Origin of the sequence: Haemophilus sputorum CCUG 13788, from assembly GCF_000238795.1 — a bacterium.
In the GTDB taxonomy this organism is placed as follows: domain Bacteria; phylum Pseudomonadota; class Gammaproteobacteria; order Enterobacterales; family Pasteurellaceae; genus Haemophilus_A; species Haemophilus_A sputorum.
Window position 1 is genome coordinate 1 of the sequence record NZ_AFNK01000031.1, and the last position, 15,627, is coordinate 15,627.

16 protein-coding genes are annotated in these 15,627 nt (G+C 39.6%); 5 read left to right on the top strand and 11 right to left on the bottom strand.

Features of this window, described 5'->3' with window-relative positions:
• The 4 genes from HSP_RS0103415 to radC form a co-directional block, all read right to left on the bottom strand.
• A partial coding sequence (locus tag HSP_RS0103415; protein WP_010128853.1) for a S6 family peptidase occupies positions 1-3,163 on the bottom strand: 3,163 nt, incomplete at its 3' end.
• A 344-nt stretch (positions 3,164-3,507) separates the two neighbouring features.
• On the bottom strand, positions 3,508-3,678 hold the full coding sequence (gene rpmG, locus HSP_RS0103425) for a 50S ribosomal protein L33 (RefSeq protein WP_005613503.1): 171 nt from the start codon (positions 3,676-3,678) through the stop codon (positions 3,508-3,510).
• An 11-nt stretch (positions 3,679-3,689) separates the two neighbouring features.
• The gene (gene rpmB, locus HSP_RS0103430; protein WP_005599762.1) at positions 3,690-3,926 is read right to left on the bottom strand and encodes a 50S ribosomal protein L28; all 237 of its coding nucleotides are present in this window, start codon (positions 3,924-3,926) and stop codon (positions 3,690-3,692) included.
• A gap of 155 nt (positions 3,927-4,081) precedes the next feature.
• Complete coding sequence (radC, locus tag HSP_RS0103435; protein WP_007523887.1) at positions 4,082-4,759, bottom strand: RadC family protein; 678 nt, start codon at positions 4,757-4,759, stop codon at positions 4,082-4,084.
• 162 nt (positions 4,760-4,921) lie between these two features.
• On the opposite strand from radC, the gene coaBC reads away from it, so the two are divergent.
• The 5 genes from coaBC (at position 4,922) to crp (ending at position 8,239) form a co-directional block, all read left to right on the top strand.
• The gene (coaBC, locus tag HSP_RS0103440) at positions 4,922-6,121 is read left to right on the top strand and encodes a bifunctional phosphopantothenoylcysteine decarboxylase/phosphopantothenate--cysteine ligase CoaBC (RefSeq protein WP_007523912.1); all 1,200 of its coding nucleotides are present in this window, start codon (positions 4,922-4,924) and stop codon (positions 6,119-6,121) included.
• Positions 6,122-6,191: 70 nt separating this feature from the next.
• Positions 6,192-6,647: a dUTP diphosphatase gene (gene dut / locus HSP_RS0103445; RefSeq protein WP_007523795.1), complete on the top strand. Its 456-nt coding sequence runs from the start codon at positions 6,192-6,194 to the stop codon at positions 6,645-6,647.
• Positions 6,648-6,658: 11 nt separating this feature from the next.
• Positions 6,659-7,267: a nucleoid occlusion factor SlmA gene (slmA, locus tag HSP_RS0103450; protein ID WP_007523773.1), complete on the top strand. Its 609-nt coding sequence runs from the start codon at positions 6,659-6,661 to the stop codon at positions 7,265-7,267.
• A gap of 8 nt (positions 7,268-7,275) precedes the next feature.
• Complete coding sequence (locus HSP_RS0103455) at positions 7,276-7,500, top strand: YheU family protein (RefSeq protein WP_007523824.1); 225 nt, start codon at positions 7,276-7,278, stop codon at positions 7,498-7,500.
• Positions 7,501-7,564: 64 nt separating this feature from the next.
• A complete protein-coding gene (crp, locus tag HSP_RS0103460; RefSeq protein ID WP_007523820.1) occupies positions 7,565-8,239 on the top strand; it encodes a cAMP-activated global transcriptional regulator CRP in 675 nt (224 codons plus the stop codon).
• 183 nt (positions 8,240-8,422) lie between these two features.
• Here crp and tuf read toward each other — a convergent pair whose 3' ends face one another.
• The 7 genes from tuf to HSP_RS0103495 form a co-directional block, all read right to left on the bottom strand.
• Entirely contained in the window at positions 8,423-9,607 is a 1,185-nt protein-coding gene (tuf, locus tag HSP_RS0103465) for an elongation factor Tu (RefSeq protein ID WP_010128873.1), read from the bottom strand.
• 70 nt (positions 9,608-9,677) lie between these two features.
• Entirely contained in the window at positions 9,678-11,783 is a 2,106-nt protein-coding gene (fusA, locus tag HSP_RS0103470) for an elongation factor G (RefSeq protein WP_010128874.1), read from the bottom strand.
• A 100-nt stretch (positions 11,784-11,883) separates the two neighbouring features.
• Positions 11,884-12,354 carry a 30S ribosomal protein S7 gene (rpsG, locus tag HSP_RS0103475; protein ID WP_007526570.1) on the bottom strand — a complete coding sequence of 157 codons (471 nt, stop codon included), beginning with the start codon at positions 12,352-12,354 and terminating at the stop codon, positions 11,884-11,886.
• Between the two features lie 127 nt (positions 12,355-12,481).
• The gene (gene rpsL, locus HSP_RS0103480; RefSeq protein WP_005543325.1) at positions 12,482-12,856 is read right to left on the bottom strand and encodes a 30S ribosomal protein S12; all 375 of its coding nucleotides are present in this window, start codon (positions 12,854-12,856) and stop codon (positions 12,482-12,484) included.
• Positions 12,857-13,078: 222 nt separating this feature from the next.
• Positions 13,079-13,990: a hypothetical protein gene (locus HSP_RS0103485; protein ID WP_010128899.1), complete on the bottom strand. Its 912-nt coding sequence runs from the start codon at positions 13,988-13,990 to the stop codon at positions 13,079-13,081.
• Between the two features lie 96 nt (positions 13,991-14,086).
• Positions 14,087-15,043: a lipopolysaccharide heptosyltransferase RfaC gene (gene rfaC, locus HSP_RS0103490; protein WP_029495130.1), complete on the bottom strand. Its 957-nt coding sequence runs from the start codon at positions 15,041-15,043 to the stop codon at positions 14,087-14,089.
• Positions 15,024-15,614 carry a YcxB family protein gene (locus HSP_RS0103495; protein ID WP_007526561.1) on the bottom strand — a complete coding sequence of 197 codons (591 nt, stop codon included), beginning with the start codon at positions 15,612-15,614 and terminating at the stop codon, positions 15,024-15,026. The genes rfaC and HSP_RS0103495 overlap by 20 nt, the downstream gene beginning before the upstream one ends.
• Between the last annotated feature and the right edge of the window lie 13 nt (positions 15,615-15,627).

Genomic DNA, 15,627 nt, shown 5'->3' on the forward strand with positions numbered 1-15,627 from the left:
CCTCTTCAGCTTTGCGTGCCTCTTCAGCTTTGCGAGCTTCTTCAGCTTTGCGTTGCTCTTCGGCTAAGCGTTTCGCTTCTTCCGCTTTACGTTGCTCTTCAGCAAGACGTTTGGCTTCTTCCGCTTTACGTTGCTCTTCGGCTAAACGTTTTGCTTCTTCTGCTTTACGTTGTTCTTCCGCCAAGCGTTTTGCTTCTTCCTCTTTGCGTTGTTCTTCTGCTAAACGTTTCGCTTCTTCCACTTTACGTTGCTCTTCAGCAAGGCGTTTTGCTTCTTCTGCTTGTAGTTCAGCCTCTTTCATTGGGCTATAAAGGCGGTATTGATTACCATCTTTAACCAATTCATAACGCCATGTCCCCGCATCCACATAATTATCTACGAGAGTAACATTAAGCCCAGAAGATGGCATTTGCTGAAGCGTCATCAGAGTCAGGTGTTCTAAAGCGGTTGGTTCTGCACCTGTATTATGCACTTTTAATTTAAAATCACCTTGCGCTTGGCCATTAACTTGTAACTTATCTCCTAAATATTGGTTTAGATAAGTACGATAATTAAAAATACCGTTACCATTTAAATTGCCGCTGATCGTTAACGTATTAAATTGGCTATTGTTCGCTTGAGTAACAAAATCTGGATTCAGCGTAATTTCACTATTATTGAGTGCCAAACTACCTAAAGTAGTACTTGCAGGCATTGTCCAATTTGCGTTTTCTAAATTAACCGTTGTGCTTTCTGTCCCGCTAATTTGATGTGAAAAACGACTATTCGCTAAATTAAACTGAGCAGAATCTGATAATGTTACATTTCCCATTAACCGTGCATTATTCACAGTAGCATTCGCCTGATTAACAAGGTTTAACAAACCGGTTTGGGTTGCATTATGGCTTAATGTAAATTGACTATTCTGTGCTAAACTCACGTTACCGATTAAATCAACTAAGCCAGATGCCACCGCACTTGCTGAGCTCATTAGATGCACGTTACCATTGACTTTTGTTCTTGGTAATGAGTCGATTGTTTTCTGTTCTGTTAGATTTTCTGATTTACATTCTGTTAAGCCAGTCCAATCTGAACGGATACACACCAAATTCTCTTGATTTGGTGTCACACCAAAAGTGGCTTTAGCATTATTGCTTAATTGCCAATTACCATTAATTGCAGAAACATTGCGAGAAACGACCGCTTGTCCGTTCTGAATTTGGAAATTCTCAGCTGTAAAAGTGCGGTTAATCCAATCATCATCAATGATCACCTCTCCTCGGGTTGAACCTTCCATTTTGGCATGATTTTGATTTAAATGATTGTAAGCATGAGGCGTTGGACGACCGCTAAAAACTAACGTACCGCCATTTTGCGTGATATTGCCGTTTAAATTTGTCCCCCCAGAAAGCAACAAATGATTTTCTGCATTAACTGGTTGATAATTCACATTTAAACGACCATTTGTTTTGGCTTTATCTTGCTCACCAAACCAACCGTTAAATGCGATATATTTTTTATTGGTTAATTGTTTTGCATCACTATTAACAGTGGCATTTCCTGTAATGGTAATATTGGCTGCCTGAGTTTCATTACGGTTAACCAACATCGCACCTTCATCGATATTTTGAATACGCTCGAAGGTTAATGAATGACCGTTAAGATCTAAACGCCCACCACGGAAACCAAAATAAATGTTGTTCGGATCCACTTGGTTTTCGCTATTCAGTTTAACTGTTGCTCTCCCGCTAACGATCCCGACTTCTTTAAAGGCTTGCTTTTGACCCGCATCATCTGCTTGTTGATCTAATACAACAAGACCATTACCCACACTCAGGCTTCCTAAGTTTTTCCCTTTACCATTAACAAGTAAGGTTCCCAGCCCAATTTTGGATAAGCGATCGCCTTCCGGATTATGTACTTGCCATTCAACCGTACTTTCTTCTCCAACAGAGACACCAGCGCCTTGCCAAGTCACGGTGTTATCACTTGGTTTAACGGCAAAATCCCCTTCAAAATATAAGCCACCAGCTCCCTGATTTACCGTATTTTCGATAGTCAGTGTACCTTTTCCCATATCCCCTAAGTAGATATTTTTACCATGATGTAATGCTGGCGACCATGGATTCGGCCCTTTATAAGTTGGAGCTTCATCACCATTATTTCCGCCACGAGAATCAAATGGTAAAGCGCTATTATACAAACCAATGGTTTGGGAACGTCTGCCATTTTGCGTAATGGTGCCATTTCCATCTTGAGTTGTTTTTAATGTGTAATTTGCGTTATTTAAAAAGAATCTGGCAGCAAGATCTTGCTCTAGAACCTCTTCAAGATAATCTTGGCGTGCAATTTGATATCCATTGCCCACCGCAGCATAAGGATGCCCTTCACGTAACACACCGTTTAATAGCCATTTTCCCTGTTCCTTATCATAAATAAAGAAAGGAGAGCCACTATCACCTTGAGCGCCTGCAATTGGCAATGGACCATATTCATTAGGGGTTTGCACTCTGCCATTTAAATAGAGATGACCATCTCCCGTGCCGCCATCCATAAAGGTATTACCACCAGTAAGCCAAGCACCGCCATAGGCCAAGTCTGCGTTTGTATTATTGTTATCATCTTTCCAATATTGATGACCACTACCGACACGAACACGCATTGGGTATTTTTTCAAATCGGTATAAACCTTCCCATTCATGCGAGAAACCATTTCAATAGGCGCAACTTCAGTGACAAATTTAGCAAGTCTTGGATGTTGATAGTCTGTCATATAACGGTGCGTACTATCATTTTTATAGTTATAACGTTTGACGACTTTATATTTGAAATTGTGCTGATCGGGATTATGTCCTGTCATCCCAAAATCAACATCTTGATAACCTACATTATGCGCAACACTGATTAACGTTTGATCACCAACCAACGTCGCATATCCACCTTTTGCTAGGGAAGATAAATCAGGCATAGGTACACCTTTCATCATCGTACCTATCATTTCTCCTTTTTTATTGTAGATATCAATATCTTGAGCACCGACTGTGAACTTCCCTTTATTCTCAGCAAAATCACGATAATATTGGTAATTAATCCCAAAATAAGTATGTCCTGCCGATGCTTGCGAGGCTATCCCTAATGAAACGCAAGCGGTTAAAAAGTTAAGACGAAATGCAATTTTTTTCATAAAAATTACCTAAAAAGACCTCATAATTAAAATAATGAAACATAAAAGTGCGGTTATTTTCTGAAGGGATTTTAATCAAACCATTAAAAGGCACTGGAGAATATAAAGGCAGGATTTATGCTATAAATAATGGCTTAAAACGTAAATTTTAAGCCATTAGGATTTTTAAAATATATTTTTCGGCGATTATACTTGAAAGTAGCCAGCTAATAAAGGTTAAAAAATGTCAAATTATGATGAAAATTAAGCAGCTTAATTTTGCAAAAAATTGGCAAAATTAAACCGCTTGTAATTGCTCATAAAAAAACCCAAGCCTTGCTTGGGTTTTTGAAATTTGACTAAAATTATTTGATTTTAGCTTCTTTATAGATAACGTGTTTACGCACTACTGGATCAAATTTTTTGATTTCCATTTTTTCAGGCATATTACGTTTGTTTTTGTCAGTTGTGTAGAAGTGACCTGTTTCTGCTGTAGAAACTAAACGGATTTTCTCACGAGCACCTTTAGCTGCCATTTGTTAGCTCCTTAGATTTTTTCGCCACGAGCACGGATTTCAGCTAAAACTGCATCAATGCCTTTTTTATCAATAATGCGCATACCTTTCGCAGTTAAGCGTAAAGTTACGAAACGGTTTTCACTTTCAACCCAGAAACGGTGAGTGTGAAGGTTTGGTAAAAAACGACGACGAGTCGCGTTTAATGCGTGTGAGCGGTTGTTACCAACTGCTGGACGCTTGCCGGTTACTTGGCAAACTCTTGACATTTTAATTCTCCAATTACTTAAGTAAGTTATATGGTTCGGGCTATGGGGGCTGACTCAACACAGCATACCCACTACCTCGTCAGGTATCCACCCGACCAAAGTCATATTTAAAGACTTGCGATTATACGCATCTCAGAGTCCAAATTCAAGTGTTATTACATTTTCGCTTGGACTTTCTCTTCGGTAAAAGAAAAATAGTCACCTTTTCCAACAATAATATGATCCACAAACCGAATATCAACAAGATCACACGCCTGCTCCATTTTTTGGGTTAATTGTCTATCTGACTCACTTGGCACACAGCTGCCTGAAGGATGATTATGCGCCACAATAATTGCTGCAGCATTGTGTTTTAATGCGACTTTTATCACTTCTCTTGGGTAAACACTAGTTTGATTGATAGTGCCGAAAAACATTTTTTCGGTATGAATTAAACGATGTTGGTTATCTAAAAATAATACCATAAACACTTCTCGTTCATAATCTTCCAATTCAGCCTGAAAGTACATAATCGCCAATAATGGATCTGTGATACTCGCTTTGGCTTCCATTTCTTGAGAAAGGTAGCGCTTGGTCATTTCTTTAGTCGCCTGTAATTGTACATATTGTGCTAAGCCTAATCCTTTTATTTGGCAGAACGTTTCTTGACTAGCACTTAACAAACCGCGCAACGAGCCAAAAGCAATCAACACACTTTCCGCTAAATTCATGACGGGGATTCCTTTTATGCCGGTGCGAAGAAAAATTGCTAACAACTCTTCATCTGTTAATGATTGCGCCCCGTATTGCAATAATTTTTCTCGCGGCATCAACTCAATTTCTGATTGTTCCATTTTTGCTCATGCTCTTTTTAAATAGGCTTAGCATAAAATAGCAAAGCTCGTCCTGCAAAAACTCATCCTAAATTTTTCGAGTCACATCGCAAAAATTTTTGGTTGTGAGCATTTGCTTGTTTCGTTAAAATACTGGAACTATTTTCACATTTATTGAAAGCCATGCTCACAAATAAAAAAATTCTCGTTGGTATCACTGGCGGTATTGCTGCTTACAAAACCATTGAGCTCATTCGCCATTTCAAAAATGCAGGTGCAGAGGTGCGCGTTGTACTAACACCAGCTGCAGAAGCTTTTGTTACCCCGCTTACTTTACAAGCCATTTCAGGCAATGCGGTCTCTACTTCTCTGTTAGATCCACAAGCAGAATTAGCAATGGGGCACATTGAGCTGGCAAAATGGGCAGATCGTATTGTGATTGCGCCTGCTTCAGCAGATTTTATTGCGCGCCTTCGCTTAGGCATGGGAAATGACTTACTCTCTACCCTTTGTTTGGCAACAAGCGCACCAATCTTATTGGCACCAGCCATGAACCAACAAATGTTCAAACAAGCAGCTGTACAAGAGAATTTAGCAATTTTAGCTCAGCGTGGCATCACCTTTATTGGTCCGAATAGTGGTTTTCAGGCATGTGGTGATGTAGGCAAAGGCAGAATGTCTGAACCTATGGAGATTTTCCAAGCAGTAAGCGATTCATTTAATCTGCTACCAAATCTCGCTGATATCAGTGTTGTTATTACTGCTGGCCCAACTCAAGAAGCTATTGATCCAGTACGATATATTTCTAATCATAGTTCAGGAAAAATGGGCTTTGCGATTGCTGAGGCTTTTGCAAAACGAGGCGCAAAAGCCACACTCATTAGTGGCCCAGTTAATTTAGCAACACCGGCTAAAGTTAAACGAATTGATGTAGTTTCAGCCGAGCAAATGGCAGAACAAGCGGTCAAATTTGCACAACAATCTGCAATTTTTATTGGTTGCGCTGCTGTCGCTGATTATCGTGTTGCGGAAATTGCTACCCAGAAAATCAAGAAAACTAACGATAACGATGAACTTACGCTGAAATTGGTCAAAAACCCCGATATTATCGCAAGTGTTGCCCATTTAACGGAAAATCGTCCATTTGTGGTCGGCTTTGCAGCAGAAACGCAAAACGTGGCAGAATATGCCAAAAGCAAACTTCAACGTAAAAATTTAGATATGATTTGCGCCAATGATGTTTCTGGAGGGCAAGTTTTTGGACAAGACCAAAATGCACTCCATCTATTTTGGCAAAATGGCGAGAAAATCTTACCGCTTGCTGAAAAAGGCAAATTAGCAGAATTATTGGTTAATGAAATTGTTGAACGTTATCGTAAATAACACATTCAAATAACAAATGATTCGTTCAACCAAATTAACATAACCCATTTCTTTAAAGGTAAAAATGACCATGAAACAAATTGATTTAAAAATCCTAGATAGCCGTATTGGCACCGAATTCCCGCTGCCAACTTATGCAACTGAAGGTTCAGCCGGCCTAGACTTACGCGCTTTAATTGAAGCACCAATGACCGTTGAAGCCGGACAAACCGTGTTAATCCCAACGGGTATTTCAATCTATATTGCAGATCCAAATCTCGCAGCAGTCATTCTTCCTCGCTCGGGTTTAGGTCACAAAAATGGGATTGTGCTGGGCAATTTAGTTGGCTTAATCGATTCAGACTATCAAGGGCCATTAATGGTTTCTTTATGGAATCGTAGCGATAAACCATTTACTATCGAAGTAGGCGACCGCATTGCACAATTAGTTTTTGTTCCTGTTGTACAGGCAAGTTTTAACATTGTAACCGACTTCCAACAAACAGAACGTGGTGAAGGCGGTTTTGGTCACTCAGGCAAGCAATAATTCGAGAAACTATGACAGAACCAAAAATCAAAATGCCCAAAAAATCCATTAAAGAGCGCCAAGAACAAGTATTGGAAGTGCTCATTGGATTATTGAATTCAGAAGATGGAATGCAACGTGTCACCACGGAACGCTTAGCACAAGCGGTTGGTGTGTCTGAAGGTGCGCTTTATCGCTACTTCCCAAGCAAGTCCAAAATGTTTGAGGCATTGATTGAACGTATTGAACAAACGCTTACCCGTTATATTTACACTTGCAAACGCAAAGAACAAACAACCGCGACAGTCATCAAAGCGATTCTTTATACCATTATTGAATTTGCACGCAAAAACCCTGGGGTAACTCGTATTCTAACCGGCCATGCACTTATGTTTGAAGATCAGTTGCTCAAAGCTCGTATTGCTAAATTCTTTGATGGATTAGAGTTACAGCTAACTAATATTCTGCAAATGCGTAAATTGGAACCGGGAAGACGGTTTGAAGATGAGCGCCTTTTAGCTGGCTATTTGGTAAGTTATTGTGAAGGACAATTTCTACGTTTGATTCGCTCAAATTTCACCTCCAATCAACATCAAAATTTTGAAAAACAGTGGAGCATGATAAGACCTCTGTTTGACTAGGAGAATCTATGATCATTCCATGGGAAGAGCTAGAAGAAAGTACGCTTTATAACGTGTTGGACTCTTTCATTCTTCGAGAAGGGACAGACTACGGCAGACAAGAATTATCGCTTGAAGAAAAAAGAGCGCGTCTGCTAGCGCAATTAAAGGCAGAAAAAGTGGTAATTGTTTGGTCTGAATTACATGAAAGCCTAGATATTAAGGATAAAAAATCCTTTTTAGGTTCTCACTAATTTCTATGCTAAGATACCCCGAACTACCTCTAAATCATCAAAAGAAGCGGAAACAGGAATTTTTATGCAAGATATGACGCTTAGCACGGCACCTATTGATAATTTAACTCCATCACCCTCGATCCACGATCCTGTAGTCGAGTGGTTTTTAACTCAGTGTCATGTTCATCGCTATCCAGCAAAATATACACTTATTCAAGAAGGCGATGATGCCGATTCACTTTACTACATCGTAAACGGTTCAGTTTCTGTGTTTGTCAAAGATGATGAACACAAAGAGATGCTGTTAACCAACTTAGGGCAAGGAGAATTTCTAGGCGAAATTAGCTTGTTTGAAGAGAAAACTCAACCTCGCACAGCTTGGGTAAAAACCAAAGAAACCTGTGAAATTGCAGAGATTTCTTATAAAAAGTTCAAACAAATTATCCATATGAATCCGGATATTTTAATGTATCTTTCTGCCCAAATGGCGCGCCGTCTCAGACAAACCTCTCGCCAAGTGAGCAACCTAGCATTCTTAGATGTGGCTGGCAGAATTGCACAAACCTTAATGAATTTGACAAAGCAACCCGATGCAATGACCCATCCTGAAGGTATGCAAATTCGCATTACCCGTCAAGAAATCGGACAGATGGTTGGTTGCTCCCGTGAAACGGTTGGCAGAATCTTAAAAATGCTAGAAGATGACGGTCTCATTTCTGCGCATGGTAAAACCATCGTAGTGTATCGCGCTCGCTAAACGATTTCTTTATTCAACAAGCGGTTAATTTCTACTAAACTTTTGCAAAAGTTAGATAAAAATTAACCGCTTGTTTTTATTTTTAAATATCACAAAAGACATCCAATTTTTAGATACAAAAAGGGCATATCTTACGATATGCCCTTCTCGGATATTGCTATCTCTAATTAAGCTTAAACTTAATTATTTGATGATTTTCGCAACAACACCAGCACCTACTGTACGGCCACCTTCACGAATCGCAAAACGTAAACCTTCATCCATCGCGATTGGGTGGATTAATGATACTGTCATTTTGATGTTATCGCCTGGCATTACCATCTCTACGCCTTCCGGTAACTCGATTGTACCTGTTACGTCAGTTGTACGGAAGTAGAACTGTGGACGGTAACCTTTGAAGAATGGAGTATGACGACCACCTTCTTCTTTTGATAATACGTAAACTTCTGATTCGAAGTCTGTGTGTGGAGTGATTGAACCCGGTTTCGCTAATACTTGACCACGCTCGATTTCTTCACGTTTAGTACCACGTAATAATGCACCAACGTTCTCTCCCGCACGACCTTCGTCTAATAATTTACGGAACATCTCTACACCAGTTACTGTTGTTTTCGCTGTATCTTTGATACCTACGATTTCAACTTCATCACCAGTACGGATGATACCACGCTCAACACGACCTGTTACTACTGTACCACGACCTGAGATTGAGAATACGTCTTCGATTGGTAATAAGAATGGTTTATCAATCGCACGCTCTGGCTCTGGGATGTATGTATCTAAGTGGTTTGCTAATTCAAGAATTTTTTCTTCCCACTCTGCTACGCCGTTTAACGCTTGTAACGCTGAACCACGTACTACTGGCGTATCATCACCTGGGAAGTCGTATTGTGAAAGAAGTTCACGAACTTCCATTTCCACTAATTCTAATAATTCTTCATCATCAACCATATCGCATTTGTTTAAGAATACGATGATGTATGGAACACCTACTTGGCGACCTAATAAGATGTGCTCACGAGTTTGTGGCATAGGACCGTCTGTTGCTGCCACTACTAAGATAGCACCGTCCATTTGTGCCGCACCAGTGATCATGTTTTTAACGTAGTCCGCGTGTCCTGGACAGTCAACGTGTGCGTAGTGACGAGTTGCTGTATCATACTCAACGTGTGAAGTATTGATGGTGATACCACGTGCTTTTTCTTCTGGAGCGTTATCGATTTGGTCGAATGCACGAGCTGCACCACCGAAGTGTTTCGCTAATACAGTTGTGATTGCAGCTGTTAAAGTTGTTTTACCATGGTCAACGTGACCGATTGTACCCACGTTTACATGGGGTTTTGTACGTTCAAATTTTTCTTTAGACACTTTGATAGTTTCCTAAAATATGAGCCATAACCTTATGCTATGGCTCGGGTTGAAATAACGATTTATCTAATTATTTAGATTTACGTGCTTCAATGATTGCATCAGCAACGTTTTTCGGAGCTTCAGCATATTTTAATGGTTCCATTGAGTATGATGCACGACCTTGAGTTTGTGAACGAAGGTCTGTTGCATAACCAAACATTTCTGATAATGGAACTTCAGCATTGATCTTAACAACGAATTCTGTTGCTTCTTGACCATTTACCATTGCACGACGACGGCTTAAGTCACCGATTACATCACCCACGTAGTCTGGTGGAGTTTCCACTTCAACTTTCATGATTGGCTCAAGTAATACTGGGTTTGCTTTTGCAAACGCTGCTTTAAATGCTAATGACGCTGCAAGTTTAAATGCTAACTCAGATGAGTCCACATCGTGGTATGAACCGAAGTGTAAACGTACACCGATGTCTTCTACTGGGTAACCCGCTAATGGACCAGATTTAAGTTGTTCTTGGATACCTTTATCAACCGCAGGGATGTATTCGCCAGGGATTACACCACCTTTGATTTCGTTCACGAATTCGTAACCAGGACCTTCTGGATCTAATGGGTATAAGTCAATCACAACGTGACCATATTGACCGCGACCACCAGATTGTTTTGCGTGTTTACCTTCCACATCGTTAACGCGAGTACGGATAGTTTCACGGTAAGATACTTGTGGTTTACCGATATTTGCTTCCACTTTGAACTCACGTTTCATACGGTCAACGATGATGTCTAAGTGTAACTCACCCATACCAGAGATGATAGTTTCGCCAGATTCTTCATCAGTGTGAACACGGAATGAAGGGTCTTCTTGTGCTAAACGACCTAATGCTAAGCCCATTTTTTCTTGGTCAGCTTTAGTTTTTGGTTCTACCGCAACAGAGATTACTGGCTCTGGGAATTCCATACGCTCAAGAATGATTGGTGCGTCTAATGCACATAATGTGTCACCAGTACCTACATCTTTTAAGCCGATTGCTGCAGCGATATCGCCCGCACGAACTTCTTTGATTTCTTCACGTTTGTTAGCGTGCATCTGTACGATACGACCAAAACGTTCACGTTTTTGTTTAACTGAGTTGTAAACAGTATCACCAGAGTTAATTACACCTGAATACACACGGAAGAAGGTTAAATTACCTACGAATGGGTCAGTTGCAATTTTGAATGCTAATGAAGCAAATGGCTCATCATCGCTTGCGTGACGCTCACCTTCAGTGTCATCTTCATTGATACCTTTAATTGCTGGGATATCTGTTGGTGCTGGTAAGTAATCAATTACCGCATCAAGCATTGCTTGAACACCTTTGTTTTTAAATGCAGAACCACAGCAAACTGGAATTACTTCACCTGCTAATACACGTTGACGTAACGCTGTTTTGATTTCTTCTTCAGTTAACTCTTCACCAGAGAAGAATTTGTCCATTAACTCTTCAGATGCTTCAGCTGCTGCTTCAACAAGGTTATTACGCCATTCTTCACACGCTTCTAACATATCTGCTGGGATATCTTCGTATGTGAATGTCATACCTTGGTCAGCTTCGTTCCAGTTGATTGCTTTCATTTTGATTAAGTCAACCACACCTTTGAAGTTTTCTTCTGAACCAATTGGAAGTTGAAGAGGAACTGAGTTACCACCTAAACGAGTTTTGATTTGTTCAACAACACGTAAGAAGTTCGCACCAGTACGGTCCATTTTGTTTACAAATGCAATACGTGGAACTTGATATTTGTTTGCTTGACGCCACACAGTTTCTGATTGAGGTTGAACACCACCTACTGCACAGTAAACCATTACCGCACCATCAAGAACACGCATTGAACGTTCAACTTCGATTGTGAAGTCAACGTGTCCCGGAGTATCGATAACGTTGATACGATGTTGTGGATATTGTTGTGACATACCAGACCAGAATGCTGTTGTTGCAGCAGAGGTGATGGTAATACCACGTTCTTGTTCTTGTTCCATCCAGTCCATGGTTGCAGCACCATCGTGAACTTCACCGATTTTGTGACTTACACCTGTATAGAAAAGAATACGCTCAGAGGTAGTTGTTTTACCTGCGTCGATATGAGCACTGATACCGATATTACGATAGCGCTCAATAGGAGTTACACGAGCCATTTTTACTTATTACCTTGTTTGGGTTTAAATTCTTAATATGGGGAAGGCTTCACCTAAAAAATCAGAGATGAAGCCTAATAATTTTGCTTTAAAGCAACGATTACCAACGGAAGTGTGCGAATGCTTTGTTCGCTTCAGCCATACGGTGAACGTCTTCACGTTTTTTCACTGCTGAACCTTTGTTGTCAGCTGCGTCAGTTAATTCGTTTGCTAAACGTAATGCCATTGATTTATCACCACGTTTACGAGCTGCTTCGATAACCCAACGCATTGCTAATGCATTACGACGAGTTGGACGTACTTCAACTGGCACTTGGTAAGTTGAACCACCCACACGGCGTGATTTAACTTCAACAGTTGGACGTACATTTTCAAGTGCAGCATCAAAAGCTTCTAAAGCATCTTTGCCTGTACGTTGTGATAAGGTTTCTAAAGCACCGTAAACGATAGCTTCTGCTGTAGATTTTTTACCATCAACCATTAAAACGTTGATGAATTTTGCAAGTAATTCAGAACCGAACTTTGGATCTGGAAGAATTTTGCGAGGTTCAATACGACGACGACGTGGCATTGTAAATACTCCGTTTATATATATTCAGGATATTCCAAAACTCATCTATGGTGCTAAGCACGATTGACTGGAGTTTATGGTATAAATTTAAAAATTTAGACGTTTGGCCTTACTTAACGGAGTTCCATTAAGCTTTAGGACGTTTAACGCCGTATTTAGAACGACCTTGTTTACGGTCTTTAACGCCTGCACAGTCTAATGCGCCGCGTACAGTGTGGTAACGCACACCCGGTAAGTCTTTAACACGACCACCACGGATTAACACAACACTGTGCTCTTGAAGGTTGTGACCTTCACCACCGATGTATGAAGTTACTTCAAAACCGTTAGTTAAACGAATACGGCAAACTTTACGTAATGCAGAGTTTGGTTTTTTAGGTGTAGTAGTGTATACACGAGTACACACGCCACGTTTCTGCGGGCAAGCCTCTAATGCAGGAACGTTGCTTTTTACAACCTTTTTCACACGCGGTTTGCGTACTAATTGGTTGATAGTTGCCATTTAAAAGCTCCAGTTAAAATTATTAAAAATAAAATTAAAAAACGTCCTTTCGAATTTGAAAGGACGCTAAATTCTAGAGGGATTACGATCAAATGTCAAGCATAGCGCAGCTTGTTCATGACTATCACTTACCTTCAGTCCACCATAATATCTATCTGAATAGCTGATAGCCTAGACAAAAGATTTCCCTCTTTATCATAAATTTCTCTTATCTATTGATGATTACTTACTTTTTTTAGAGGTGGTTGCGCTATTAAAGTACTGCCATAGTTTATCGTGATCATAACTAATCTCTTTAAAATCAGTAGGTAATTCATAGGTTTGTGTTTGGTGATTAAAATCTACTCGTACTACACCACTATGAGCCCCTATTTTTTTTCTAGCATTCCATTGTTCAGCACCACTTAAACTATTATCGCCAACAGTATGTTTTGTAATCTTATAATTGAGTTCTATTGGATAAAAACCATCTATCGATTTAAGATTTGAACGAATTTTCGGTTTACACTCAACAGACATTGGATTCCAACGCCATTCTTCCGAATAGCAACCCGTAATGGCTTTCATTTTATTGTCAACAACGTAGATCCAACGGATATCGCTATTCATACCGCCACTGCCACCATCAGCAAAATATAATTGGAAACCTAGTGCTTCTTTTCCGAGCTGAACCACCTTCGCGTTACCAAGATACTTGTCTTCATCTTTAAATAATGGGTGTTTATTTAATGCATCAACATCGCCATCAATATACTCTTGATTTTCTAACTCCCAACCATTTAATGATTTTTTGAAAGTATATAAACGCAATTCTTCATTAAAAATTCTCGATAAACTTAAGCTATAGTTCAGCGCTAAATAACGTTTTTCGCCGTTGCTAGTTTGAATATCTTTCAAATCATAATCAACATAATGCTCAATATCCCCTGAAACAACTTTCCATAAACCCTCTTTTTTATCATAGACTGCATTAGGGTAAACTTCTTTTAGAATATGCTCACCGAATTCTTTATCACTCAAATTCGCAGAAACTTGAGCAATAGGGCTTGCAGTATTGGTTAAAGTTGGCATTGCGAGTTTTGCACAGGCGGTTAGAGAAAGGCTAAGAACAGCAATTAGCGATAGTTTTTTCATAAAACGATTTCCTTATAATTTTAAGTGTGATTTACTCAAGAAGGGAAAAAGAGATTAATGTTTTGCAAGTCATCAACAAATATCCCCATTTTTATTTTATTCAAATAAAGCTTCCAAACCTTGCCAAACGCGATACGGTAAAATGCTTTCCATATTATTTCCGGTTAAATAATGCTGATTCTTACCATACGCCCCTATTAGTTTCGGGTCAGTTGCGCCGTATAAAATAATATTCGGTTTATCCAATGCTGCGGTTAAATGACTTAATCCTGTATCAACTGATACGACTGCTTTTGCATTTGCAATTTCCAACGCCAACTCAGTCAACGACATTTTCGGCAACACCACAACATCTGCAGATAATTTTGCCAAGCGTTCTGCTCTCGCCTTTTCTTGCTCATTTCCCCAAGGTAAATGCACCCGCAAACCTAACGCGGTTGTTGACCGAATTAAATCCGCCCAATGTGTTTCAGGCCAATGCTTATCAGCACGCGTAGTAGCATGAATCATCACCACATAAGCGGTCGAATTTTCTCTATTTTTTGCAAAATGTTGGACGATGCCATAATCGCCTATTTCTTCAGGCAAGGTATAATCTAGCGCCTTGGCAAAAAGCTGACGAATCCGCGCGACGGCATGTTGTTGATAAGAAATATTGAATGTTTTATCGTAAAACCAACTGCTCAAGCCTTCTCGTGCAGAATATTTATCGTAACCATACTTCACACCGTTTGCTTGCTTTGTGACTAACACCGCACTTTTAATCAAGCCTTGTGCATCAATCACCGCATCGTATTTTTCCGCCCGCAATAAGGTTAAATATGCCTGCCACTCTCGCCATGTTTGCCATGAGAAAAGATTCTTCCGCCAACGGCGAATTGCAACAGGGATAACCTTGTTTACCGCTGAATGCCAATGTGGAATTTCTGTAAAATTTTCTTCTACAACCCAATCAAACTGAATATGAGGAATTACCTTTTGTGCATCAGTTAAAGCTGGCAAAGTATGAATAATATCCCCCATGGAAGAGGTTTTAACTATGAGTACTTTCATTCACTTTATTGGTTAAATAATCTTGAAAACGCTGACATTGCTCTACTGATTCAAATGCATGATTAGGAATAATAAACATTTTGAAGGAATTTGTGATAATAATCAAGTGTTCACTCATGCTTATCACTTTATTAAGCTGAGAATAACTCGTGATTGAATAATTTTCTTCATCAAACTGAAGCAAAATACCCTTTTCTAAAAGGGCACAAGTGTAACGATGTTCCTTATCAGCTTGAAATGAAATCCGAAACCAAGCACGATTACTAAGGTATGGACGAATGCGGTTTGTATATACTGCATGCATAATCAACCCAATCATCGTCAACCAAATGGCAATTTCAAAATCTTGAAGTTCATCAAACCCATAATGATCAAGGAAACAATAGACATTTTTAAAATATAAATAGGCAAAGCCCAAAAACAGGCCAGTAATGAACGCCACACAAAACTCAAAAATGATAAATATGCGGTATTCAGGGCGTTTCCACAAATTGCCTTTTACAATTTTTCTATAAAGTCGATACTCGTTTTGTTTATTTGCTAAAAAGCTGACTTCCATTATTTTTTGCATATTTCCGCTCCAA